The sequence below is a fragment of the Achromobacter sp. Root170 genome, from assembly GCF_001428165.1.
Classification (GTDB): Bacteria; Pseudomonadota; Gammaproteobacteria; order Burkholderiales; family Burkholderiaceae_B; genus Achromobacter; species Achromobacter mucicolens.
Window position 1 is genome coordinate 261,971 of the sequence record NZ_LMHN01000016.1, and the last position, 22,671, is coordinate 284,641.

The 22,671-nt window shown below is 67.3% G+C and carries 18 protein-coding genes and 2 riboswitches; of the genes, 14 read left to right on the plus strand and 4 right to left on the minus strand.

The genetic code is table 11. The annotated features are described in order from the left end of the window. Positions 1–2: 2 nt before the first annotated feature. Together ASD87_RS19225 and ASD87_RS19230 are read left to right on the plus strand one after the other, a co-directional pair. Entirely contained in the window at positions 3–800 is a 798-nt protein-coding gene (locus tag ASD87_RS19225; RefSeq protein WP_056325199.1) for an META and DUF4377 domain-containing protein, read from the plus strand. Between the two features lie 88 nt (positions 801–888). Next, the gene (locus ASD87_RS19230; RefSeq protein ID WP_056325201.1) at positions 889–1,626 is read left to right on the plus strand and encodes a sulfurtransferase; all 738 of its coding nucleotides are present in this window, start codon (positions 889–891) and stop codon (positions 1,624–1,626) included. 64 nt (positions 1,627–1,690) lie between these two features. Here ASD87_RS19230 and metG read toward each other — a convergent pair whose 3' ends face one another. Beyond that, the gene (metG, locus tag ASD87_RS19235) at positions 1,691–3,850 is read right to left on the minus strand and encodes a methionine--tRNA ligase (protein ID WP_255357276.1); all 2,160 of its coding nucleotides are present in this window, start codon (positions 3,848–3,850) and stop codon (positions 1,691–1,693) included. A 130-nt stretch (positions 3,851–3,980) separates the two neighbouring features. After that, complete coding sequence (locus tag ASD87_RS19240) at positions 3,981–4,256, minus strand: hypothetical protein (protein WP_056325207.1); 276 nt, start codon at positions 4,254–4,256, stop codon at positions 3,981–3,983. Positions 4,257–4,357: 101 nt separating this feature from the next. Between ASD87_RS19240 and apbC the strand changes: the two genes are divergently transcribed. The 4 genes from apbC (at position 4,358) to dcd (ending at position 11,899) form a co-directional block, all read left to right on the plus strand. Beyond that, positions 4,358–5,446 (plus strand): iron-sulfur cluster carrier protein ApbC, encoded by a 1,089-nt coding sequence (apbC, locus tag ASD87_RS19245; RefSeq protein ID WP_056325209.1) that lies wholly within the window; start codon positions 4,358–4,360, stop codon positions 5,444–5,446. A 3-nt stretch (positions 5,447–5,449) separates the two neighbouring features. Further along, entirely contained in the window at positions 5,450–7,345 is a 1,896-nt protein-coding gene (locus tag ASD87_RS19250) for an autotransporter assembly complex family protein (RefSeq protein ID WP_056325212.1), read from the plus strand. Between the two features lie 56 nt (positions 7,346–7,401). Next, positions 7,402–11,226, plus strand: a complete 3,825-nt coding sequence (locus tag ASD87_RS19255; RefSeq protein WP_056325960.1) for a translocation/assembly module TamB domain-containing protein — start codon at positions 7,402–7,404, stop codon at positions 11,224–11,226. Positions 11,227–11,335: 109 nt separating this feature from the next. Then, positions 11,336–11,899, plus strand: a complete 564-nt coding sequence (gene dcd, locus ASD87_RS19260) for a dCTP deaminase (protein WP_008166733.1) — start codon at positions 11,336–11,338, stop codon at positions 11,897–11,899. Between the two features lie 4 nt (positions 11,900–11,903). Here dcd and ASD87_RS19265 read toward each other — a convergent pair whose 3' ends face one another. Next, entirely contained in the window at positions 11,904–12,767 is an 864-nt protein-coding gene (locus ASD87_RS19265) for a GNAT family N-acetyltransferase (RefSeq protein WP_056325215.1), read from the minus strand. 136 nt (positions 12,768–12,903) lie between these two features. Here ASD87_RS19265 and ASD87_RS19270 point away from each other — a divergent pair, with 136 nt between their 5' ends. Further along, complete coding sequence (locus tag ASD87_RS19270) at positions 12,904–14,145, plus strand: diguanylate cyclase (protein WP_056325218.1); 1,242 nt, start codon at positions 12,904–12,906, stop codon at positions 14,143–14,145. Between the two features lie 9 nt (positions 14,146–14,154). Here ASD87_RS19270 and ASD87_RS19275 read toward each other — a convergent pair whose 3' ends face one another. After that, positions 14,155–14,673 carry a GNAT family N-acetyltransferase gene (locus ASD87_RS19275; RefSeq protein ID WP_056325220.1) on the minus strand — a complete coding sequence of 173 codons (519 nt, stop codon included), beginning with the start codon at positions 14,671–14,673 and terminating at the stop codon, positions 14,155–14,157. Positions 14,674–14,779: 106 nt separating this feature from the next. On the opposite strand from ASD87_RS19275, the gene ASD87_RS19280 reads away from it, so the two are divergent. From ASD87_RS19280 to gcvH, 7 genes are all read left to right on the plus strand, one after another. Beyond that, positions 14,780–15,232 (plus strand): hypothetical protein, encoded by a 453-nt coding sequence (locus tag ASD87_RS19280; RefSeq protein ID WP_056325223.1) that lies wholly within the window; start codon positions 14,780–14,782, stop codon positions 15,230–15,232. 175 nt (positions 15,233–15,407) lie between these two features. Further along, on the plus strand, positions 15,408–17,669 hold the full coding sequence (locus ASD87_RS19285) for an arginine/lysine/ornithine decarboxylase (RefSeq protein ID WP_056325225.1): 2,262 nt from the start codon (positions 15,408–15,410) through the stop codon (positions 17,667–17,669). 23 nt (positions 17,670–17,692) lie between these two features. Next, on the plus strand, positions 17,693–18,895 hold the full coding sequence (locus ASD87_RS19290) for an NAD(P)/FAD-dependent oxidoreductase (protein ID WP_056325228.1): 1,203 nt from the start codon (positions 17,693–17,695) through the stop codon (positions 18,893–18,895). A 181-nt stretch (positions 18,896–19,076) separates the two neighbouring features. Beyond that, positions 19,077–19,691 carry a superoxide dismutase gene (locus ASD87_RS19295; RefSeq protein ID WP_056325231.1) on the plus strand — a complete coding sequence of 205 codons (615 nt, stop codon included), beginning with the start codon at positions 19,077–19,079 and terminating at the stop codon, positions 19,689–19,691. Between the two features lie 30 nt (positions 19,692–19,721). After that, positions 19,722–20,615 (plus strand): ZIP family metal transporter, encoded by an 894-nt coding sequence (locus ASD87_RS19300; protein ID WP_056325234.1) that lies wholly within the window; start codon positions 19,722–19,724, stop codon positions 20,613–20,615. 65 nt (positions 20,616–20,680) lie between these two features. Beyond that, positions 20,681–20,782: riboswitch (glycine riboswitch) on the plus strand. A gap of 43 nt (positions 20,783–20,825) precedes the next feature. Next, positions 20,826–20,948, plus strand: a riboswitch (glycine riboswitch). A gap of 84 nt (positions 20,949–21,032) precedes the next feature. After that, positions 21,033–22,133 (plus strand): glycine cleavage system aminomethyltransferase GcvT, encoded by a 1,101-nt coding sequence (gene gcvT / locus ASD87_RS19305; RefSeq protein ID WP_056325237.1) that lies wholly within the window; start codon positions 21,033–21,035, stop codon positions 22,131–22,133. A 99-nt stretch (positions 22,134–22,232) separates the two neighbouring features. Continuing rightward, complete coding sequence (gene gcvH, locus ASD87_RS19310) at positions 22,233–22,610, plus strand: glycine cleavage system protein GcvH (protein WP_056325238.1); 378 nt, start codon at positions 22,233–22,235, stop codon at positions 22,608–22,610. Positions 22,611–22,671: the final 61 nt, after the last annotated feature.

Consider the following 22,671-nt stretch of genomic DNA (forward strand, 5'->3'; position numbering starts at 1 on the left):
GCATGCGCAACCCAACTTTTCTGCGCCGCCTGGCGCCCGGCCTGCTGTGCGCGAGTCTCGTGGCCTGCTCGTCGCCGCCGATGCGCGCGGCCGATGGCCAGGATCCACGGTTCCAGCCGGCCTCGGCATCCGACGTTCTGGTGCAGACGAACTGGGAGCTGGCGCGCTGGACGCTGCCCGGGGGCGCGCTGCGCCCCGTGCCGCATCCTTCGGCATCGCAACGCCCCATCACAGCCGCGTTCATCCATGACCAGGGCTCGCCGCGCCTCATGGGTTTTGCCGGCTGCAATACCTACAACGCTCCCTACACCATCGCCAACGGACTGTTGATCGTGCGCGCCGATCCCGTATCCACCCGGATGGTCTGCGCCCCAAACGTCATGCAGATCGAGCACGCGTATCTGGCGGCGCTCACACGCATCACCGCCACGTCGTTCGACAACACCAATAACCCGCAGCGCATGACGTGGAAGCTCAGCACCGGCGACACGCTGGATTTCGGACGGCGCGTGGATCCCGTCGCGGGTGGCCAGCTGGGCGCCGCCAAACTGGTCTATGTGAACGCCGAGCGTGTGCCTTGCCAGACCGGCGCTGGCCGCGCCCTGTGCTATCAGGTTCGCGACAGCGCATCGCAACCCTGGCAGGTCTGGCACGGCGAGATCACCGGTTTCAACTTCCAGCCCGGGGTGCGGTATCGCCTGCGGGTGGTGGAAATCGAGGATCCGAATCCGCCGATGGGGGCGTCCCCGCTGCGCTGGGTGCTGGACGCCGTCGTGGAGCAGCAGGTCGTCAGCCCTTGAGTGCAGCGGCTGGGGCAGCGGCCGGGAAGGCGTGCGCCGCCCAGCGATTACTATTACGGGCTTCATCGCCCATCTTCACTGCTTTGCCATGACTGCCGTCGTCAATATCGCCGCTTACAAATTCGTTTCGCTGGATAACCTGCCCGACCTTCGCGCACGCTTGCTCGCCGAGGCCGCCGCCGCCGGGCTCAAGGGAACGATCCTGCTGGCCGAGGAAGGCATCAACCTGTTCCTCGCGGGGGCGGCCAACGGCATCGACGCCTTTTTGCGGGGTCTGCGTGCCGATCCGCGCTTCGCGGACCTGGAGGTCAAGTTCAGCCACAGCACCGAAGTCCCGTTCCGCAAGCTGCTGGTCAAGATCAAGCGCGAGATCATCCGCATGAACCATCCCGCCATCCGTCCGGCGGCGGGCCGCGCGCCCGGTGTCGACGCCCACACGCTGGCGCGCTGGCTGGCGGCAGGCGTGGACGACGAGGGCCGTCCCGTGGTCATGCTGGACACGCGCAACGCCTTCGAGGTGGACGAGGGCACGTTCAAGAACGCCATCGACTGGCGCATCGATCGCTTCACGCAGTTTCCTGCGGCGGTGCAGGCGAACCGCGCCCAGCTCGAGGGCAAGACCGTCGTCAGTTTCTGCACGGGCGGCATCCGCTGCGAAAAGGCCGCCATCTTCATGAACGAGGCCGGTATCGAAAACGTCTATCAGCTCGACGGCGGCATTCTCAAGTATTTCGAGGAAACGGGCGGGCCCGGCTACGAAGGCAAGTGCTTCGTTTTCGACGAGCGCATCTCGCTGGATCCGGCGCTGGCGCCCAGCAACGCCTGATCCGATCCGGCGCTGCAACGAAAAAGAGCCCGCGTTTGCGGGCTCTTTGCATGGGGGGCGCCGCTTAGCGCACGCGCAGGCCGGGCTTGGCGCCGGGGAACGGTTCCAGCACGTAAATGCCGGCGTCCACGGCTTCATCCGCATGGCTGGCAGCCAGCACCATGCCTTCGGACACGCCGAACTTCATCTTGCGCGGGGCCAGGTTGGCGACCATGACGGTCAGCTTGCCAATCAGGTCTTCGGGCTTGTAGGCCGACTTGATGCCAGAGAACACGTTGCGGTGGCGGCCTTCGCCCACGTCCAGCGTCAGACGCAACAGCTTGGTCGAGCCTTCGACGTGTTCGCAATTGACGATCTGCGCGATGCGCAGGTCGACGCGCGCGAAGTCGTCGATGGAGATGGTCTCGGCCACCGGCTCGCCGCCGGGCACCACGACGGGCGCGGCGGGCGGCTCGAACAGGTCTTCCAGCATCTGCGGCTCGACACGCTGCATCAGATGCTTGAACGGCGCGACGCGCTGCGGCAGCACCGCGGCATCGGCCCACGTGAACGGCGCCTGCGCGCCAAACAATTCCAGCGCAACGCGTTCGGCGAGCTGGGGCAGCACGGGGGCCAGCATCACCGACAGGGCCTTGAAGCCGGCCAGCGAGCGCGAGCAGATGTCCTGCAGCGCAGCCTTCTGCGCGTCTTCGGCCGTGGCCAGACCCTTGGCCAGCACCCACGGCTGCGCCGTGTCGAACGCCTGGTTGATGCGGTCGGCGTAGGCCATGATCTCGCGGATGGCGCGGTTGTATTCGCGGGCCTCGAACGCGGCGCGGATCGACTCGGCCTGCTCGGCGTATTCGGCGGACAGCGCGGCCGTGTCGCCCGAATAGCCCAGCACGCCGTCAAAGTGCTTGGTGATGAAGCTGGCGGCGCGGCTCGCGATGTTGACGTACTTGCCGACCAGGTCGCTGTTCACCCGGGCGATGAAGTCCTCGGGATTGAAGTCCACGTCTTCGACGCGCGCGTTCAGCTTGGCGGCGATGTAGTAGCGCATCCATTCGGCATTCATGCCAAGTTCCAGGTAGCGCAGCGGCGAAATGCCGGTGCCGCGGCTCTTGGACATCTTTTCGCCGCTGACGGTGATGAAGCCGTGCACGTTGACGGCGTCCGGCGTCTTGCGGCCGGCGAACTTCAGCATGGCGGGCCAGAACAGCGCGTGGAAGTACACGATGTCCTTGCCGATGAAGTGAACCTGTTCGGTGTCGCCGTTGGGGTCGAGCAGGGCGTCGAAGTCCATGCCCTTGACCGCGCAATACGACTTGAGCGACGCCAGGTAGCCCACCGGCGCATCCAGCCAGACATAGAAATACTTGCCCGGCGCGTCGGGGATTTCGATGCCGAAGTAAGGCGCATCGCGGGAAATGTCCCAGTCGCCCAGCTTGGCCTCGCCGTCTTCGCCACCCAGCCACTCGCGCGTCTTCGCCAGCATTTCGGGCTGCAGATGCTTGCCGCCGTGGCGGTTCGCGCCCGTGGTCCACTGCTGCAGGAATTCAACGCAGCGCGGGTCGGACAGCTTGAAGAAGAAATGGTCGGACGACTTCAGGACGGGCGTGGCGCCCGTCAGCGCCGAGTACGGGTTGATCAGGTCGGTGGGCGCGTAGACCGCGCCGCAGACCTCGCAGGAGTCGCCGTACTGGTCCTTGGCGTGGCACTTGGGGCATTCGCCCTTGATGTAGCGGTCGGCCAGGAACATGCCCTTGACCGGATCGTAGAACTGCTCGATGGAGCGCGTTTCGATCAGGTCCTGGGCTTTCAGGGCGCGGTAGATGTCCTGCGACAGCGCAACGTTTTCCGCCGAGTCGGTCGAGTGCCAGTGGTCAAAGCGGATGTGAAAGCCGTTCAGATACTGGGGGCGCTCGGCCGCGTAGCGCGCAACCAGCGCCTGCGGCGTGATGCCTTCCTTTTCGGCCTTCAGCATGATCGGCGCGCCGTGCGCATCGTCCGCGCCCACAAAGTGCACCGTGTGGCCCGCCATTCGCATCGAACGAACCCAGATATCGGCCTGGATGTACTCCATGATGTGGCCGATGTGGAAGGATCCGTTGGCGTAGGGCAGCGCAGTGGTGACAAAGAGGGTGCGAGACATGGTTGTCGACTGAGGTTGAGGGGAAAAGGGATTTGGCGGCCATTTTAGGGCAAGCGCGCAGGCCTGCCCGCGGCGGGGCCCCGGAAAGCACACAACCCGCCCATCGCATCGATGCGAATCAGGCGGGTTGAGGGAAAAGCGGCCGTGGCGTCTGGTGCGACCTTGCGCAACACGAAACGGCCAGCTTGCGCGCAATGACGCGCAAGCCAGTGGAAAACCGCCGTCAGCGGATTTCGCGGGCCTCGACGTCGATCACGTCGCCACGCGGTTGCGTGGCAAACGGAGCGGTGGCGGACTGGAAGGGTCCAGGGCGGGCGCCTTGGCGCTGGCTCCAATAGGCGCGAACGCCGAAGGGCTTGCCGCGCACCTTGGCGACCACATAAAGGATCGCCACGGCGAATGCCGTGGAAAGCATGAACACCAGCGCCATCGCCATGCCGATCAAGGCCAGGGCGGCGAATAGGACGGCACGAAAGAAGCGGATAAGTGTGTTGGTCATGAATGTCGGATGCAAAACGCAGCGAAAGGTTCCCGTGTATCCGCTATCCTTTAGGGGATGGCGGCCCGCAGACGCCGCGCTGCCTACGGAACCATAGTGACATGAGTATAACGATAGAAAACATCCGCGCCGCACTGCGCGCCGCGCAAGACCCGAATACCGGTTTGGATTTGGGCGTTTCTGTAAAAGATCGTGACATTCAAATGGCTGGCGGCCGTGTCGCGTTGACGCTGGAGCTGGGATATCCCGCCGACGCCGTCCGCGAACAGGTCCGCGACATCGCCGTGCGCGCGCTGGCGCAAGCCGGCGCGCCCGATGCGCAGGTCACCGTCACCTGGAAGGTAGCCGCCCATGCGGTGCAGAAGGGCCTGAAGCCGCTGCCCAACGTGCGCAACATTATTGCGGTCGCTTCCGGCAAGGGCGGCGTGGGCAAGAGCACCACCGCCGTCAACCTGGCCCTGGCCCTGGCGGCCGAGGGCGCAAAGGTCGGACTGTTGGACGCCGATATCTACGGCCCCAGCGTGCCGACGATGCTGGGCATCTCCGGGCGTCCCGAAAGCCTGGACAACAAGAGCATGGAGCCCCTGACCGGCCACGGCCTGCAGGCCAACTCCATCGGTTTCCTGATCGACGCCGATTCCCCCGCCATCTGGCGCGGTCCGATGGTCACGCAGGCGCTGGAGCAACTGCTGCGCCAGACTAACTGGCGCGATCTGGATTACCTGATCGTCGACATGCCGCCCGGCACGGGCGACGTGGCCCTGACGCTGGCGCAGAAGGTGCCGGTCGTGGGCGCGGTCATCGTCACCACGCCGCAGGACGTGGCGCTGCTGGACGCGCGCAAGGGCCTGAAGATGTTCCAGAAGGTCGAAGTGCCGATTCTGGGCGTGGTCGAGAACATGGCCATTCACATCTGCTCGCAGTGCGGCCACGCCGAGCACATCTTCGGTGAGGGCGGCGGCCAGCGCATGGCTGAGCAGTATCAGACGCCGTGGCTGGGCAGCCTGCCGCTGACGCTTGCGATTCGCGAGCAGACCGACGCCGGCACGCCGACGGTGGTGTCCGACGCCGGCAGCGAGGCTGCGTCGCTGTACCGCGCGATCGCTCGAAAGCTGGCCGCGGGCGTTGCGGCGCTTCCGCGCGACATGGCCGGAAAGTTTCCTTCCATCGTCGTCCAGCAACCGACCTGAAGCATGCGGTGGGCTGCCCGCGCCTTTTTGGCAGGACTGTGCATGCTGGCGGGCGAGGCGTTGGCCAAGCGCCCCGAAGTCATTGTGGACCCGGGGGGCGTGCCCCCGGCCGCGCTACAGGCGATCACCCAGGCGGTCGATGCGATTGCGCGGCTGGCCGAAGACCAGGACGGCGGTGAAATCAACCGCCTGCGCCGGCGCGCGCGCGATGCGACGCTGGCGGCGCTGGCCACCCAGGGCTATTTTTCGCCCAAGGTCACGCTCGAGGCCGGCACCGATATCGGAGGCGAAACCTGGGACATCGCCATCGTGCCCGGCAAGCGCACGACCGTCGAATCCGTGAACCTGGCGTTCACGGGCCGCATCACGCGCCCCGAGTACGCGCAGCGCGTGCAGCGGCTGCGCGACGACTGGAGCTTGCGCAAAGGGCAGCCCTTCATCAATAGCGACTGGAACCGCGCCAAGGCCACGCTGCTGGACGAGATTTCCACGCGCGATTTCCTGCTGGCGCGCATGACGTCCTCGCGCGCCGACATCGACGCCGACAACGCGGTCGCGCATCTGCACGTCACCATCGACAGCGGCCCGCAGGTGCGCATGGGCGAACTCAACACGCAGGGCTTGAAGCGGGTGCCCGAGACGCTGATTGATCGCTACGTCCGCTACAACGTGGGGGCCGCGTTCGACCAGAACCGGCTCGATCAGTGGCAGCAGGACCTGCAATCGACCGCCTTCTTCCGCGGCGCGTTCGTTTCGCTGCAGGAGCCGCCCAGCCAGACCGATCAGCCCACGGACCCGATCTCTGACCGTGCCCGCGGGCCGGGCGCCGAAGACGCCGCCGCGGCCGCGCCGGCGGGCGATCCCACGGTGTCGGGCGGCCTGCCCCCGCCGCCCGCGCAGTTCGATTCGGACGGCGAAATCACGCTGCCTGTGCAGGTGCGCGTGGTGGAGGCGCCGCCCAAGCGCTTTTCCGCGTCGATCGGCGTGGACGACGAGGCCGGCGTGCGGGTGGAGTCCCTGTATCGTCAGAACGTCGTGTTCGGCCAGCCGGTCACGATGGAAACCGGTTTTGGCGTGGACCGGCTGCGCCAGCGCGCCTTCATGGATATCCTGCTGCCGCCGTCCGAGCGCGGCTACCGCGATTCCTTCGGGATCCTGGCCGACCGCTCCGACATCCAGGGGCTGGAGGTGACCCGCTACGCGCTGGGCGCCACGCGAACGCAGGAGCGCAAGGGCGCGGGCGACAGCCGGGTCGAATACGAAACGCGCTACGGCGTGCTGCTGGCGCAGGACCACGTCAAGATCGACGGCGGCGACAGCTACACGCTGCCCACCGTGACCACCACGGCCGAATGGCTGCGGCGCGACGTGGACAACAAATACGATCCGCGCGAAGGCAACCTGATTGCCGTGGGCGGCGGCGTGGGTATTACGCTGGATACGGGCGAGCCCTACACGCGCCTGCGGCTGCGCGGCCAGAAGTGGTGGCCGATCGGCAAGCTGGACGTGCTGACGATCCGCGGCGAAGTCGGCCGCGTGTGGTCCAACGGCGACGTGCAGGTCCCGGACGACTTTGGCTTTCGGACGGGCGGGGCGCGCACCATCCGCGGCTACCGTTACCAAAGCATTGGCGTGCACCGCGACAATGCCGTGGTGGGCGCGCCCACGCTGCTGGTGGGCAGCATTGAATACGACCACTATTTTGACGAGCGCTGGGGCATGGGCGTGTTCGTGGATGCGGGCGATGCCGCCGAATCGTTCGGCGACATGAAGATGTCCGTGGGCTACGGCGTCGGCGCGCGCGTGCGCACGCCGGCCGGCCCGTTGTTCCTGGACGTGGCCTACGGCCAGCGTGAACGCGACCTGCGCCTGCATTTCTCGTTGGGGATCGCGTTTTGAAGTTCGTGCGTAAATTCCTGCGCCATGTGCTGGTGTGGTGGCTGCCCGGGCTTGCCATGCTGGCCGCACTGGCGGCCGGATTCATCTTCTGGCTCGTGGCCTCGCAGAACGGCACGCGCCTCTTGCTGACGACGGCCGCGCAGCAGCTGGACGGCCAGGCGCTGGACGTGAATGGCTCGCTCCTGCGCGGGGTGACCGTGGGCCAGCTGACGCTGACGGCCAGCGGCACGCACATCGATATCCATGATCTGGACCTGGCCGTGCATTGGCGCGCCCTGGGCGACCGGCTGCTGCACGTGCGCAATCTGTCGGCCAGTTCGGTGCGCGTGGACATGGTGTCCTCGCCCGAGGCGCCGCCTGCCGAAGACGACGGCGAACCCTTCACCCTGCCCAAGCTGCCGGTGACCATCGCCGTGGACCGGCTGGCGTTGGGCGATTTCCAGTTCACCCAGGACGGCCAGCCGCTGCCCGTCACCCTGAACGACCTGAACGCCACGTTCGCCGCGGGCCAGCAGGGCGCGCAGTTGCGTATTGCCAGCTTGCGGGTCGGACACGACGTGGGCGAGGCCGATGTGACGGGCCAGGCGCAATTGCAGGACCTGGCCGACCCGTGGCCGTTCGCGGCGCGCCTGGACGTCACGGCGCGCGGCGCGGGCCCCGATTCCCCCTTGTGCCAGGCCGACCGGTTGAGCGGCGTGTTCGGGCCGGTGGCCGGGCAGGCGCAGCCCGGCGCCAAGGACGGCGAACCGGTGAAAAAGGTGGAAGCGCCCAAAGCCCAGAACGGCGCGAAGCGCGCAGGCGCGCGTGCGGCGGATGCGGGGGGCAAGGGCGCGAAGGGCGCAACTGCCGTCAAGCCGGCAGCGGCGGCCAAGGCCCCTGCCGACGCCGCGGAAGGCGACAAGAGCAACAAGGACAAAACCGAGCCCGCGGCGCCGGCGATGGGCCCGCCCGCGCCCACGTGCCTTGTCGTGCTGCGCGCCGACGCCGCCGGATCGCTCGACGGCATTCAGGCGAAGGTGGACGGCACGGGTTCGAATTTGGTGCTGGATGTGGTGGCCGATCTGGCGCCGCGCACGGCGCTGGTGCTGCGCAGTGCCCGGGCGCGCGCGCAGCTGCCGGACAAGTCCACGCTGGCCGCGCAGTTTGACCTGCAGGCGGGTGATGCGCCCGGGCGCAACCGGATCGTCGGCTCGCTGGACGCGCAGCGGCTGGATCTTGCGCCGTGGACGGGCCCAGCCATTCCGCCGGCGCTGCTTACCGTACGCGCCGATGTACAGGCCGATATCGAAAACCTGAGCGAGCTGCGCCATGCGGCCGTCAGTCTGCGGTTTGAAGAAGGCAGCCGCTGGAACCGGCAAGCACTGAGCGGGAATCTGAAGGCGCAGGTGGACGTCGCCGCGGCAGCCGGTGCTGCGCCAGCCGGTGCTGCGGCAGCCGACGCTGCGCAACCTGCTGCTGCGACCAATGCCGCTGCAACAGGCGCCCCGCCGGCGCCTGCCCGCAGCGCCGCGCCGGATCCGTCGGTAGACCCGCTGGCCGGCCTGCGGATCCACGACCTGGACGTGGATTTGCGGCTGGGCCGCAACCGCGTGCGCGCGACGGGCGAATTGGGCGCGGCAAACGGCGCGATCACGCTGGACGCCCAGGCCCCGCAGCTAGACGCCTTCTGGCCGGATGTGCCGGGCGGCGCGGAGGTGCGCGCCCGCATCGACGGCACGGTGGCCGCGCACCGCGGCGAGATCACCGCCAGCTACACGCCGCCCCGGCCCCGGCCGGGCATCATCGGGCAATCGCGCGCGCAGGCCAACCTGACCTTCAACGGCGGCTGGGGCAGGGGACCTGCCGGCCAGCCGGATGCGGCGCTGGTGGGCTGGCGCGGCACGTTCTCGCGGCTGGGCGCGGATACCGCCGGGTTCGCCGTCTCCGTGGACCGGCCGGTCACGTTGTCCTTCCTGCCTGCGGCGGTGGCGCCGCAGTGGCAATGGCAGGTGGGCCAGACCGCGCTGAGCCTCGTCCTGCCGGGCAAGGAGCGCCTCACCGTGGCGCACCAGGGTTCGCGCGGCGGCGGCAAGCGCTGGGAAACCGCCGGGCAGTCCGACAATCTGGTCATCACCGCGACCGTGGCACGCCAGGTGATCGGCGCGTTCGACCCGGAAGCCGCGGCCAAGCTGGGCCGCAATGCCGGCCGCGTGAACGCGGTGGTGCCCGACGGCCAGCGCCGCATTGCGCTCGACCTGTTGTGGGATCTGAAATTCGACGGGCGCCTGGCGGGCCGCGCCCGGATCGCGCGCCGTACGGGCGATCTGCTGATTCCGGGCGACCCGCCCATCCCCTTGGGGGTGAAGACGCTGGTCGTCGACGTGACCGCCACGCCCACGTCGGCCAACGCCAGCCGGCTGGATGCCCGCCTGGATCTGTCGACGGACAAGATGGGCTCGATCAACGGCACTGGCACGGCGGTATTGCTGGTGGACGCCCAAGGCGGCATGGCGCTGGATACGCGCCAGCCGCTGCGGGCGCGGCTGAACGCGGATATCGCGGACCTCGCCTGGGTGGGCCTCTTCGTGGGCGACGCCATGGAGGTCGGCGGCACGCTCAAGGCCAACATCGACGTGCAGGGCACGCTGGCGGGCCAATGGGGCGCGACGGGCACCATCCGGGGCGACAAGCTGCGGCTGGTCCGCATCGACGACGGCGTGCGGCTGATCGACGGCACGCTGTCCGCGCGTCTGGACGGCCAGCGGCTCATCCTGGACAGCCTGCGCTTTCCGGCGTCGCTGCGCGTCATGCCGGCCGAATGGCGCACCAAGGAATGGATCACCACGAACCCCGGCGCGAAGGGCGGGTACGCGGAAGCCAAGGGCGACTGGAACATCATGGACGGCGGCGGCGCAATCCGGCTGACGCTGTTCCGCTTCCCGGCATTGCAGCGCTCGGACCGCTACGCCATGGTATCCGGCACGGTCGACGTGCGGGCGGCCATGCCGCGCCTGGAAATCGTGGGCGATCTGAGCGCAGACGCCGGCTGGTTCAGCCTGGAAATCCTGCAGGGCGTGCCGACGCTGGACGATGACGTGCGCGTGATCCGCGCGGGCGACGAACCCGGCAAGGTGTCCACGCCCCTGCAGACCAGCATGGACCTGAAGTTCGACATGGGGCCGCGCTTCTACATCACCGGCATGGGGCTGGACGCCGGTCTGCTCGGCTCCATCCAGATCCGCCTGAATGAGGGCCGGCTGACGGGCTGGGGCCAGTTGCGCACGCGCGGCGGCGGCATCGAGGCCTATGGCCAGCGGCTGCGCCTGAGCCGCGGCACGCTGACCTTCCAGGGCCGGCTGGACAATCCCATCCTGGACATCGAGGCCCTGCGCACGGGCGAACTGGTCGAGGCCGGCGTGCGGGTGGTGGGCACGGCCCAGCGGCCGCGCATCGACCTGGTGTCCTATCCCGAAGTCAGCGACGTCGAAAAGCTGTCGTGGCTGCTGCTGGGCCGGGGGCCGGACGAAAGCGGCGGCGACGCGGCCCTGCTCGTATCGATCGGCACGGCGCTCCTGGGCGGCGGGCAGCCGTTCTACAAGCAGTTCGGCCTGGACGACGTGGCCGTGCGCACCGGCAACATGGGCAGCTCGGGCAGCATCCTGCCCGACCGCACGGTGGCCGGCAACGTGAACCGCGACATCGGCAGCGACCTGTCCACGCAATTCCTGGTGGCCAGCAAGAACTTCGCCAATGGCATCACGCTGAGCGTCGAGCAGGCGCTCTCGGGCAGCGACACCGTGGGCCGGGCAAGTTACCGGCTGGCGCGTGGTCTGTCCCTGGATTTGAAGGGCGGCTCGGTCAACGGGATTTCGCTGGTCTATCGCACGCTGTTCGGCAATTGAGCAGACGCCCAAGCTTGAGGCGGGACAAGCCTGTCCCGCCTCAAATCAAGGCGGCCGGCGCGGTCGGGATAAAATGACGCCCATTCAAATCCCTAGCACCACACCCACCATGAGCATCAAGAGCGACCGCTGGATCCGCCGCCAGGCCGAAGCCGGCATGATCGAACCCTTCGAACCGGGTCAGGTCCGTACGGCCAATGGCGGGCGCATCGTCAGCTACGGCACCAGCAGCTACGGCTACGACGTGCGCTGCGCCGACGAATTCAAGATCTTCACCAACATCAATTCCACGATCGTCGATCCCAAGAATTTCGACGAAGGCTCGTTCGTGGATTTCAAGGGCGACGTCTGCATCATTCCGCCCAACTCGTTCGCGCTGGCGCGCACGGTGGAATACTTCCGCATTCCGCGCAGCGTCCTGACGGTCTGCCTGGGCAAGAGCACCTACGCGCGCTGCGGCATCATCGTCAACGTGACGCCGCTGGAACCCGAATGGGAAGGCCACGTCACGCTCGAGTTCTCCAACACCACGCCGCTGCCTGCCAAGATCTACGCCGGCGAAGGCTGCGCGCAGATGCTGTTCCTGGAAAGCGACGAGGTCTGCGAGACCTCGTACCGCGACCGTGGCGGCAAGTACCAGGGCCAGCGCGGCGTCACGCTGCCGCGCACCTGATCCCTCAGCCTGCGGCCGGCGGCCGCAGGTATTCGATGTCCCATTCTCCTTCGCCGGTCTGCACGAAGCCGTGCCGGCGATAGAAGCGGTTTGAATCGCTGCCCCGCAACGCGCTCAGGGTCACTGCCTGGCGGTCGCGGTCGGCGTCCCGCAAGATCCGGCGCAGCACCTGGCCGCCCACGCCTCGTCCTTGCGCACAGGGATGCACGTACAGATGATCCAGCCGCAACCCTTCGCCGTCCGGGCGCAGGCAATAAAACCCGATGCGATCGCCGTCTGCCTCGATGTGCCAGGTGCACTCGGGGCGGAAGGTGCCGCGCAGCCGCTCACGGGCCCGGTCCGGATCGAAGCGGCCCAGCCGCTCCAGGCTGTCGCGCATGGCGTCGATCCGCAAGGCCAGCAGCGCCTCGAAATCCGCCTGCGTTGCGGGCGTAAAGCGCAGCGGCGCGGCGCCAGCCTGCGCGTCGCTGGCCAGTTCGTCGTAGCCGCGCCCCAGAAATTGCAGGATGCAGATGCCGTGGCCGTAAGGGTCCGCCAGATGCGCGATGCGGCCCCAGGCGTGCGTGGCGGGCGGATCCTCCAGGCGCGCGCCGGCGGCCACCGCGCGGGCGACCGCGCTGTCCACGTCGTCCACCACCACGTCCAGATGCACGGGCGTCCAATGCCGCGCGTAGTCGCGCGGCTGGCGCACTGCACCGGCCGCCGGTGTGCCGGCGGCTTTCTCGAGCAGGTAGATGGGGGCGTCGGCGCCCTGCAGTTCGGCGCCCGTCGCGCCCAGCCGGCGGTTCAGCGTCAAACCGAAAGCGGCCTGATAAAAGCCGATGGCGTGTTCGAGATCAGGAACATCGATATTGACCAGGATTCTCATGGAGGCCTTGTGATGGTGGGGCGCCGCGTCGTTACGCGGCCTGCGCTAAAGAACCTCCTGCCGCGTCCGTAAAAAGATTACATGTGTTTGCCGATTTGGCGACGTCATTTCTGCAAGCGTTAGCAAGGCCCAATCCGTGCGTTACCCCCACATCCCCTGGTTGCCCCTGTTGTTCTATCCCGCGTTGCCGGTGGCCGCCGCGATCGGACTGCTGTTCTGGCGGGAATGGCCGCCGGCGTTGAGCCTGATCGTGCCGTTCGTGCCGTGGGTGATGGCGCTGATCGGCTCGGCGATCTGCCTGATGTATCAGCGCTCTCAAACGATGGCGCTGATGCTGTGCGTGCTGGCCGTCACGGCGGCATGGCCCACGCTGGTTCGGGACGCGCCGTGGGCGATGGGGCCTGTGCTGGCCTGGTGGTCGCTCGTCTACACCATCAACGCCATGTGGTCCGAACGGTCCAGCATGCTGATCGACGTGGCGCTGCGCGTCGGCCTGATGGCCGCGGGCGCGGCGATCATCGCGCTGGCCGGCAAGGACGGCGTGGAAGAGCTGTTCAGCACCATTGCGCTGCAGGGCACGCTGGCGCGCATGGGCGTGCCGGCCGAGGCGCTGATTGCGCTGCTGGCCACCGGCCTGACGTTGACGCTGTTGCTGTTGCGCTATGGACGTCCGCAGCAGGCGGGGCAGTGGCTGGGCTTTGTCTGCATGGCGTGGGCGCTGCCCCGCGGGGCGGCCCAGCCGCTCGAACTGGCCCTCATGTCCGCCGCGGCGCTGACGTCCCTGTGCATCTCGCTGGCGCATGAAGGCTTTCACATGGCGTTTCGCGACGAGCTCACCGGCCTGCCGGGCCGCCGCGCGCTGAACGAACGGCTGCAACGCATGGGCCGCGTCTACACGCTGGCGATGGCCGACGTCGACCATTTCAAGGCGTTCAACGACACGCACGGCCACGACGTGGGCGACCAGGTGCTGCGCATGGTGGCCTCGCAGCTGCGGCGCGTGCCGGGCGGCGGCCAAGCCTATCGTTACGGCGGCGAGGAATTCACGCTGGTGTTTCCCGGCAAGACCGCGGCCGAAGCCATGCCGCATCTGGAAACGGTCCGGCGCGCCATCGAGGCCTACCAGATGCGCCTGCGCGACAAGCCGGCCCGTCCCAAGGCGGACCAGATCGGCCAGCGCCGGCGTGGCGGACGGGGAGGGCGCGGCGCCCGGCCCCTGCGCGTCACGGTCAGCATCGGCGTGGCCGAGCGCAGCGATGCCCTGCGCGCGCCCGACGCCGTCATCAAGGCGGCCGACCAGGCGCTCTACAAGGCCAAGGACGGCGGGCGCAATCAGGTATGCGCGTTCGGCGCGCGGCGCCGGGCAGGCGCGGGCTGACCGGCCGGGTCATCCGTCCGACAACGGCATCGCCATCAGCGTTTCATCGTAGAGCTGTCCGTTCACGCAAAGCGCTTCGGGTTCGTGGCCGTACACCGTGAACCCCAGGCTGGCGTACAGCGCGGACGCCGCCGTGTTGTTGGCGGTCACGCTCAGCTGCACCTGCCGGACGCCGCGCATGGTTGCCGCGTGGTCGATCGCCGCGCGCATGAGCAGGCGGCCCAGCCCCTGTCCGCGATGAGCGGGCGCCACATACATGCTCCAGATATGCGCCTTGTGGCGCAGCTTCAGCTTGCGCTGGCGGCTGACGCCCACGATGCCGGCCAGCGTGTCCCCCAGGAACACGCCATACATGGCGCCGTCGTCGGCCGGCGAGATCCACGCGCGGATGTCCGCCAATGTCAGCGTGTGTTCCTCTTCGTAACTCGATCCGAAGGACTCGGGCGTTTCGACCAACGCGTTCAGACGCAATTGCCGCAGGGCGGCGGCATCGGGGGCGGTCAGGCGGCGGACGGCAGGGGCGTTCATGGCGGAATCAAAGTGTTGGGAATAGGGAACGTTTGGGCAGTATAGGAGGACGGGCTTGCCTATAATGGCCCCATCGCCGCTTGCGGTTTTGAACAAGGAGCCACTGATGTTCGGTTTCCTCAAGACAAACCAGGATGCGACGCGCCATGAGGTGCAGGAAGAGTTCGTGGCACGTGTCGCGGGTGCCGCGCAGGACTTTGTAGAGGCAGCCGGTTCCACCGGCGCCTTGCTGGACTACTCCCCGTCCAGCGTCCATGCGCTGGACGACGCGCTGGAGGCCGCCCATCTGGGCACGCTGCCTCTGACCCCCATGCAAACCGTCGGCGCCGCCGCCTATCTCTACGAAGTCGGCCGCCGTGCGCACGGCGGACTGTACGAGGTCTGCGACGACGAAGATCCCGTGGTTCTCGTCTGCGGAGAACCGGGCTCGGAAGTCTGCTTTGGCGCCATTGCCAAGGTCGAACGGCGCATCCGCTACGGGGCCGCCGAGGCCATCCCCGCCTACTTTGAAATGTTCATGACAGCCCTGCAAACGGGCGAAGCCCGGACCATCCGATAGGCCGATCCGGCGCTTCTGGGGATTTCCCTTAGGGCTGTAAGAAAAACAGCCCTACAATTCCGCAATTCCCGCCGCCGGCGGGTGCTCGCGCCGTCTGACTTCGGACGGTTTTTTACTCGCAGTACATTCGCGCCGCGATACGCGTCCGATTCGCCATGCCCCCAGGAGCGCCTGCATGAAATTCCGCTTCCCCATTTTCATCATCGACGAGGACTACCGTTCCGAGAACGCGTCCGGTTTGGGTATCCGTGCCTTGTCCGCAGCAATCGAGGCCGAGGGCGTCGAGGTGATCGGGGTGACCAGTTACGGCGACCTGAGCTCGTTCGCGCAGCAGCAAAGCCGCGCCAGCGCCTTCATCCTGTCGATCGACGATGAAGAGTTCGACGTGGACTCGCCCGAGGACGTGGCCAGCGCGATCAAGAACCTGCGCGCTTTCATCGGCGAACTGCGCTTTCGCAACGCGGACATTCCCATCTACCTGTACGGCGAAACCCGCACGTCGGAACACATTCCGAACGACATCCTGCGCGAGCTGCACGGCTTCATCCACATGTTCGAGGACACGCCCGAGTTCGTGGCGCGCCACATCATCCGCGAGGCCCGCAGCTACGTCGACAGCCTGCCGCCGCCGTTCTTCCGCGAGCTGGTGAAGTACGCGCAGGACGGTTCGTATTCGTGGCACTGCCCGGGTCACTCGGGCGGGGTGGCGTTCCTGAAGAGCCCGGTGGGCCAGATGTTCCACCAGTTCTTTGGCGAGAACATGCTGCGCGCCGACGTCTGCAACGCCGTGGACGAACTGGGCCAGCTGCTGGACCACACCGGCCCGGTGGCCGAGTCCGAGCTGAACGCCGCGCGCATCTTCCACGCGGACCACTGTTTCTTCGTGACCAACGGCACGTCGACCTCGAACAAGGTCGTGTGGCACGCCAACGTTGCGGCCGGCGACGTGGTGGTGGTGGACCGCAACTGCCACAAGTCGATCCTGCACGCCATCACCATGACGGGCGCGATCCCCGTGTTCCTGCGCCCCACGCGCAACCACCTGGGCATCATCGGGCCGATCCCGCTGGAAGAATTCCACCCGGACAACATCCGCAAGAAGATCGAAGCCAACCCCTTCGCGCGCGAAGCGGTCAACAAGAATCCGCGCATCCTGACGCTGACGCAAAGCACGTACGACGGCGTCATCTACAACGTCGAAATGATCAAGCAGCAGCTCGGCAGCTACGTCGACACGCTGCACTTTGACGAAGCCTGGCTGCCGCACGCGTCGTTCCACGAGTTTTATCAGGACATGCACGCCATCGGCCAGGATCGCCCGCGCAGCCAGGACGCGATGGTCTTTGCCACGCACTCCACGCACAAGCTGCTGGCCGGCATTTCGCAGGCCTCGCAGATCATCGTGCAGGAGTCCGAGACCCGCAAGCTGGACCGCAACGTCTTCAACGAGGCGTACCTGATGCACACGTCCACCTCGCCCCAGTACGCGATCATCGCGTCCTGCGACGTGGCGGCCGCCATGATGGAGCCGCCGGGCGGCACCGCGCTGGTCGAGGAAAGCATCCGCGAAGCCCTGGACTTCCGCCGCGCCATGCGCAAGGTGGAATCCGAGTTCGGCAAGAACGACTGGTGGTTCAAGGTCTGGGGCCCGAACCGCCTGGTGTCCGAAGGCATCGGCAACCGCGACGAATGGATCCTGGAAGCCAACGACCACTGGCACGGCTTCGGCGAAATGGCCGAAGGTTTCAACATGCTGGACCCGATCAAGGCCACGGTCATCACGCCGGGGCTGGACATGTCGGGCAGCTTCGGTGAAACCGGCATTCCCGCGGCGCTGGTCTCCAAGTACCTGACCGAGCACGGCGTGGTGGTTGAAAAGACCGGCCTGTATTCGTTCTTCATCCTGTTCACAATCGGCATTACCAAGGGCCGCTGGAACACGCTGTTGACCGCCTTGCAGCAGTTCAAGGACGACTACGACCGCAACCAGCCGCTGTGGCGCATCCTGCCGGAGTTCTGCCGCGACCATCGCCGCTACGAGCGCATGGGCCTGCGTGACCTCTGCCAGCAGATCCACGAAGCCTACCGCGAGCGCGACGTGGCCCGCCTGACGACCGAGATGTACCTGAGCGACATGGTGCCCGCGCTCAAGCCGTCGGACGCGTTTGCCCGCATGGCGCACCGCGAGGTCGAGCGCGTCGACATCGACAAGCTCGAAGGCCGCGTGACGGGCGTGCTGCTGACGCCGTATCCCCCGGGCATTCCGCTGCTGATCCCGGGCGAACGCTTCAACCGCACCATCGTGCAGTACCTGCAGTTCGCGCGCGAGTTCAACGAACGCTTCCCCGGTTTCGAAACCTACATCCACGGCCTGGCCGACGAAGTGGGTCCGGACGGCGAAAAGCGTTACTACGTTGACTGCCTGATCGAAGAGTAAGCACGGGCGGGCCGGAAATCTTGATGTTCGATGTTGCAGTGCTTGGCGCGGGCGCCGCGGGCATGATGTGCGCGGCGGTCGCCGGTCAACGCGGCCTGCGCGTGGTGCTGGTCGACCACGCGCAGCGCCTGGCCGAGAAGATCCGGATCTCCGGCGGCGGGCGCTGCAACTTCACGAACATCGGCGCCGGCCCCGCCAGTTTCCTGTCGGAAAACCCGCATTTCTGCCGTTCGGCGCTGTCGGCCTACACGCCGCAGGACTTCCTGGCGCTCATCAAGCGCCACCGCATCGCCTGGCACGAGAAACATCGCGGCCAGTTGTTCTGCGATGACTCCAGCGAAAACATCATCGACATGCTGCGCGCCGAGTGCGGCGCGGGCAATGTCCAATGGCGCATGGGCTGCTCGGTGGCCGAGATCGCGCAGGGCGAGGCCGGCTTCGAACTGCGCACCAGCCAGGGTGTCATCCGGGCCGCCAAGCTGGTCGTCGCGACGGGCGGCATGGCGATTCCCCAGTTGGGCGCAACGGATTTCGGGCTGAAGATTGCCCGCCAGTTCGGCCTGAAGGTCGTTGAGCCGCGCCCGGCGCTCGTTCCGCTGACCTTCGACCCCGTGCAATGGCAGCCGCTGTCGGAACTGTCTGGCGTCGCGCTGGAAGTGAACCTGCAAACCGGGCAGGGCAAGGCGCGCGGCGAGTTCCTGGAAGACCTGTTGTTCACGCATCGGGGGCTGTCCGGTCCGGCGATCCTGCAGATCTCCAGCTACTGGAAGCCGGGCGAACCCATCGTGATCGACCTGGCGCCGGGACGCGACCTGGCGCAGGAACTGCTGGCCTCCAAGTCCGGCAACCGCCAGCAGTTGCACACGGTGCTGGGGGGATTGTGGCCCAAGCGGCTGGCCGACCGCTGGCTGCACCTGGCCGAGCAGGGCGGCAAGCCCGGCCTGGCGGCCCTGCGCCTGGCCGACGCGCCCGACAAGACGCTGCGCGCATTGGCGCAGGATATTCACCAGTGGACGCTCGTGCCCAGCGGCACGGCGGGCTACAAGAAGGCCGAAGTCATGCGCGGCGGCGTGGACACGCGCGGCCTCGATCAGAAGTCGATGCAGGCCAAGTCGGTTCCGGGGCTGTACTTCATCGGCGAAGCCGTGGACGTCACCGGCTGGCTGGGTGGCTACAACTTCCAATGGGCGTGGGCGTCGGGCGTCGCCTGCGGACAGGCGCTTTGATTTCGCGGCGCGCTTAGCGCCAATCTGCGACGCGCATTCCGCTTTTGCGGACGCCGCTACGGACGCCGCTGCGGCACCCATCGCCAATCCGGCATTGTGATATCAAATAAAAATACATATCATTTATGTTTTGATCTTTATCAAGCTCGTCCCGCCCGGGACGGATCAGCCGGAGACTCGCATGGCCTACACCCTTCCTCCCTTGCCGTACGCCTATGACGCGCTGGAACCCCATATCGACGCGATGACGATGGAGATCCACTACACCAAGCATCACCAGACGTACGTCAACGGTTTGAATGCCGCGCTGGAAGGCGCCCGCATCGACACGGACGAGCCGGTCGAGGCGCTGGTCGCCCGCATCAAGGAATTGCCCGACGCCGTGCGCGGCGCGGTGCGCAACCACGGCGGCGGCCACGCCAACCACAGCCTCTTCTGGTCCGTCATGTCGCCGCAGGGTGGCGGCGAGCCGAACGGCGCGCTGGCCGCGGCCATCGACGCCGACCTGGGCGGACTGCCCGCCTTCAAGGAAGCCTTCACCAAGGCGGCCCTGACGCGCTTTGGCAGCGGTTGGGCCTGGCTGAGCGTGACGCCCGCCGGCAAGCTGGTGGTCGAAAGCAGCGCCAACCAGGACAGCCCGCTGATGGACGACAACACGCCCATTCTGGGGCTGGATGTCTGGGAACACGCTTATTATCTGAAGTACCAGAACCGCCGGCCGGAATACATCGGCGCTTTCTACACCGTGGTGAACTGGCCCGAGGTCTCGCGCCGCTACGCCGCAGCACGGGGCTGAGCGCATCTTCACGAAGGAGCGCAGCCGCCTATGAATACCTTCAGCCGTCATCGCGTACGGCCGGCAGCCACCAGCATCAGCGTCTGGACGCTGGCTGTGATGGTGTCCTGCCTGGCCCTCTACCAGCTCTGGGTTTATCTGGACGTGCGGGCGCCGCACGTGGCGGACGCGCTGCTTGGCGGGCTTGTCGCGGCCGGCGCCACCGCGCTCGGCACGTTGCCGATTCTCTTTGCCCGCACCATTCCGCAAAAGGCGCAGGACAGCATGTTCGGCTTTGGCGCCGGCGTCATGCTTGCCGCCAGCGCGTTTTCGCTGGTGGCGCCGGGCATCGCCGCGGGCGAGGACCTGGGTTACGGCCCGTGGGGCGCGGGCCTGACCGTGGGCGCCGCGATCCTGCTGGGCGGGGGCGTGCTGCTGCTCATGGACCGGACGCTGCCGCACGAGCATTTCATCAAGGGCAGGGAAGGGATGGAGGCGCACCGTCTGCGCCGCACCTGGCTGTTCGTGTTCGCGATCATGCTGCACAACCTGCCCGAGGGGCTGGCGATCGGCGTGGGCTATGCCGCGGGCGACCCGGTGCGCGGCACGGCGCTGGCCACCGGCATCGCCATCCAGGACATCCCCGAAGGACTGGTGGTGGCGGTCGCCTTGCTGGCCGCCGGCTACAAGCGGACCTTCGCGGTGGCGCTGGGCATGCTGTCCGGGCTGATCGAGCCCGTGGGCGCGGTGCTGGGCGCCGCGGTCGTCGGGTGGTCGGCGCCGCTGCTGCCGTGGGGGCTGGGCTTTGCCGCGGGGGCCATGCTGTTCGTCATCAGCCACGAGATCATCCCGGAATCGCACCGCAAGGGGCACGAGGTCTACGCCACCTGCGGGTTGATGCTGGGTTTCGTCCTGATGATGCTGCTGGACACGGCGCTGGGCTAGCGCCGCTCCCCGCGCGACAGGCCTAGGCTTACCCCGGGCTTTCGTTGTATGCTTTCGGCGCTGTCACGCATGCTGCGGGAGAGAGTGGCCGAAGGCATCAAGCCCGGCCGCCGCCGAAGGCGCAATTCGCCCAGAATCGCTCAGGTAACCGATACCGCGCAGGCTTGCCCCGTCCCGCATTTGTTGCCTCACGGCCATGCGGATGCGGCAAAACAGTACTCTGGAGAGACCTGGCGCCGCCCCTGAAACAGGGACATGGCGAGCAGCCCAGGCGCCGAAGGTGCAAACCCGCCACGCGGGGCAACTCTCAGGCAAAAGGACAGAGGGGCGGAAGATTCAGCCGTTGCGCGGGCGCCATCCGCCCGCAATCAGCGGCATTCCGTAACCCTGGCATCACGCCGTCCCGGAGTTCCCCGCATGTCCGCACCCCTCAAACGCACCCCGCTGGCCGAAGAACACATCGCCGCTGGCGCCCGCATGGTCGATTTCGGCGGCTGGGACATGCCGCTTGCCTACGGCTCGCAGCTCGAAGAGCATCACGCGGTGCGCCAGGACGCCGGCATGTTCGACGTCTCGCACATGCTCAACGTCGACGTGAAGGGGCCCGGCGCGTTCGCATTCCTGCAGCGCCTGGTCGCCAACGACGTGTCCAAGCTGACCGTGCCGGGCAAGGCGCTCTACAGCTGCATGCTGAACCCGCAGGGCGGCGTCATCGACGACCTCATCATCTATTTCTTCGCCGCCGACGAATGGCGTGTGGTGGTCAACGCCGGCACGGCCGACAAGGACGTGGCCTGGATGCAGCGCGTCAAGCAGGCCGGCGCGTTCGACGTCGCCATCACGCCGCGCCGCGATCTGGCCATGGTGGCCGTGCAGGGCCCCAACGCCCGCGCCAAGGTCTGGGCGGCCCGCCCGTCCTGGCAAGCCGCCACCGAACCGCTGACGCCCTTCGTCGCCGCCCGCCTGGACGACGACACGCTGGTCGCCCGCACGGGCTACACCGGCGAGGACGGCTTTGAAATCGTCCTGCCCGCCGCCGACGTGGTCCAGCTCTGGCGTGACCTGACCGCCCAGGGCGTGCGTCCGGCAGGCCTGGGCGCGCGCGACACACTGCGCCTGGAAGCCGGCATGAACCTGTACGGCCAGGACATGGACGAACTGACCCAGCCCGGCCAGGCCGGCCTGACCTGGACCGTGTCCCTCAAGAACGCCGAGCGCCGCTTCATCGGCCGCGATGCGCTCGAGCAATTCGCCACGCCCGCCACGTTCATGGGCTTAAAGCTCAAGGACCGCGGCGTCATGCGCGCGCACATGGCCGTGCGCACCCCGCAAGGCATGGGCGAACTCACCAGCGGCACCATGTCGCCCACGCTGGGCGTGTCGATCGGCTTTGCCCGCCTGCCGCAAGGCGTGGCCCCGGGCGATACGGTCGAGGTCGATATCCGCGGCAAGTGGGTGCCCGCCGTGGCGTGCAAGCTGCCCTTCGTGCGTAACGGCAAAGCCGTCGAACACTCGTAAACTCGAAGCTTCGCGCGTGCGCCGCCCCTGTCTGGGCGACGGCCGCCCGCGCGAGGCGCGCAACACCATTCATCTACCCGCATTCCCTCAGGAGTTCCCATGAGTCTGCCCACCGATCGCAAGTACACCGAGTCCCATGAATGGGTCAAAGCCGAGGGCGACGTGTTCGTCGTCGGCATCACCGACACCGCCCAGGATCAGCTGGGCGATCTGGTCTTCGTCGGCGACGTGAACGTCGGCGCGAAGCTGAACGCGGGCGAAACCGCCGGCGTGGTCGAGTCGGTCAAGGCCGCCTCGGACATCTACGCGCCCGTGTCCGGCGAAATCGTTGCCTTCAACGAAGAACTCGAAAGCAACCCCAACCTGATCAACGAATCGGCCTTCACCGCCTGGATCTTCAAGATCAAGCCGGACAACGCGGCCGACGCCGACAAGCTGCTGGACGCTGCCGGCTACGAAGCCGTCGCCAACGGCTGATGCCGCCCGCGAGGGAGGCGGGCCGCCTTGGCGCCGCCGCCCTCGCCAGACGCAATACCGT

Bases quoted from the DNA above. Each gene is read 5' to 3' on its own strand.
- ASD87_RS19225 (WP_056325199.1), top strand. From the start codon at position 3: ATGCGCAACCCAACTTTTCTGCGCCGCCTGGCGCCCGGCCTGCTGTGC.
- ASD87_RS19230 (WP_056325201.1), top strand. From the start codon at position 889: ATGACTGCCGTCGTCAATATCGCCGCTTACAAATTCGTTTCGCTGGAT.
- ASD87_RS19240 (WP_056325207.1), bottom strand. From the start codon at position 4,256: ATGACCAACACACTTATCCGCTTCTTTCGTGCCGTCCTATTCGCCGCC.
- apbC (WP_056325209.1), top strand. From the start codon at position 4,358: ATGAGTATAACGATAGAAAACATCCGCGCCGCACTGCGCGCCGCGCAA.
- ASD87_RS19250 (WP_056325212.1), top strand. From the start codon at position 5,450: ATGCGGTGGGCTGCCCGCGCCTTTTTGGCAGGACTGTGCATGCTGGCG.
- ASD87_RS19255 (WP_056325960.1), top strand. From the start codon at position 7,402: ATGCTGGCCGCACTGGCGGCCGGATTCATCTTCTGGCTCGTGGCCTCG.
- dcd (WP_008166733.1), top strand. From the start codon at position 11,336: ATGAGCATCAAGAGCGACCGCTGGATCCGCCGCCAGGCCGAAGCCGGC.
- ASD87_RS19265 (WP_056325215.1), bottom strand. From the start codon at position 12,767: ATGAGAATCCTGGTCAATATCGATGTTCCTGATCTCGAACACGCCATC.
- ASD87_RS19275 (WP_056325220.1), bottom strand. From the start codon at position 14,673: ATGAACGCCCCTGCCGTCCGCCGCCTGACCGCCCCCGATGCCGCCGCC.
- ASD87_RS19280 (WP_056325223.1), top strand. From the start codon at position 14,780: ATGTTCGGTTTCCTCAAGACAAACCAGGATGCGACGCGCCATGAGGTG.
- ASD87_RS19285 (WP_056325225.1), top strand. From the start codon at position 15,408: ATGAAATTCCGCTTCCCCATTTTCATCATCGACGAGGACTACCGTTCC.
- ASD87_RS19290 (WP_056325228.1), top strand. From the start codon at position 17,693: ATGTTCGATGTTGCAGTGCTTGGCGCGGGCGCCGCGGGCATGATGTGC.
- ASD87_RS19295 (WP_056325231.1), top strand. From the start codon at position 19,077: ATGGCCTACACCCTTCCTCCCTTGCCGTACGCCTATGACGCGCTGGAA.
- ASD87_RS19300 (WP_056325234.1), top strand. From the start codon at position 19,722: ATGAATACCTTCAGCCGTCATCGCGTACGGCCGGCAGCCACCAGCATC.
- gcvT (WP_056325237.1), top strand. From the start codon at position 21,033: ATGTCCGCACCCCTCAAACGCACCCCGCTGGCCGAAGAACACATCGCC.
- gcvH (WP_056325238.1), top strand. From the start codon at position 22,233: ATGAGTCTGCCCACCGATCGCAAGTACACCGAGTCCCATGAATGGGTC.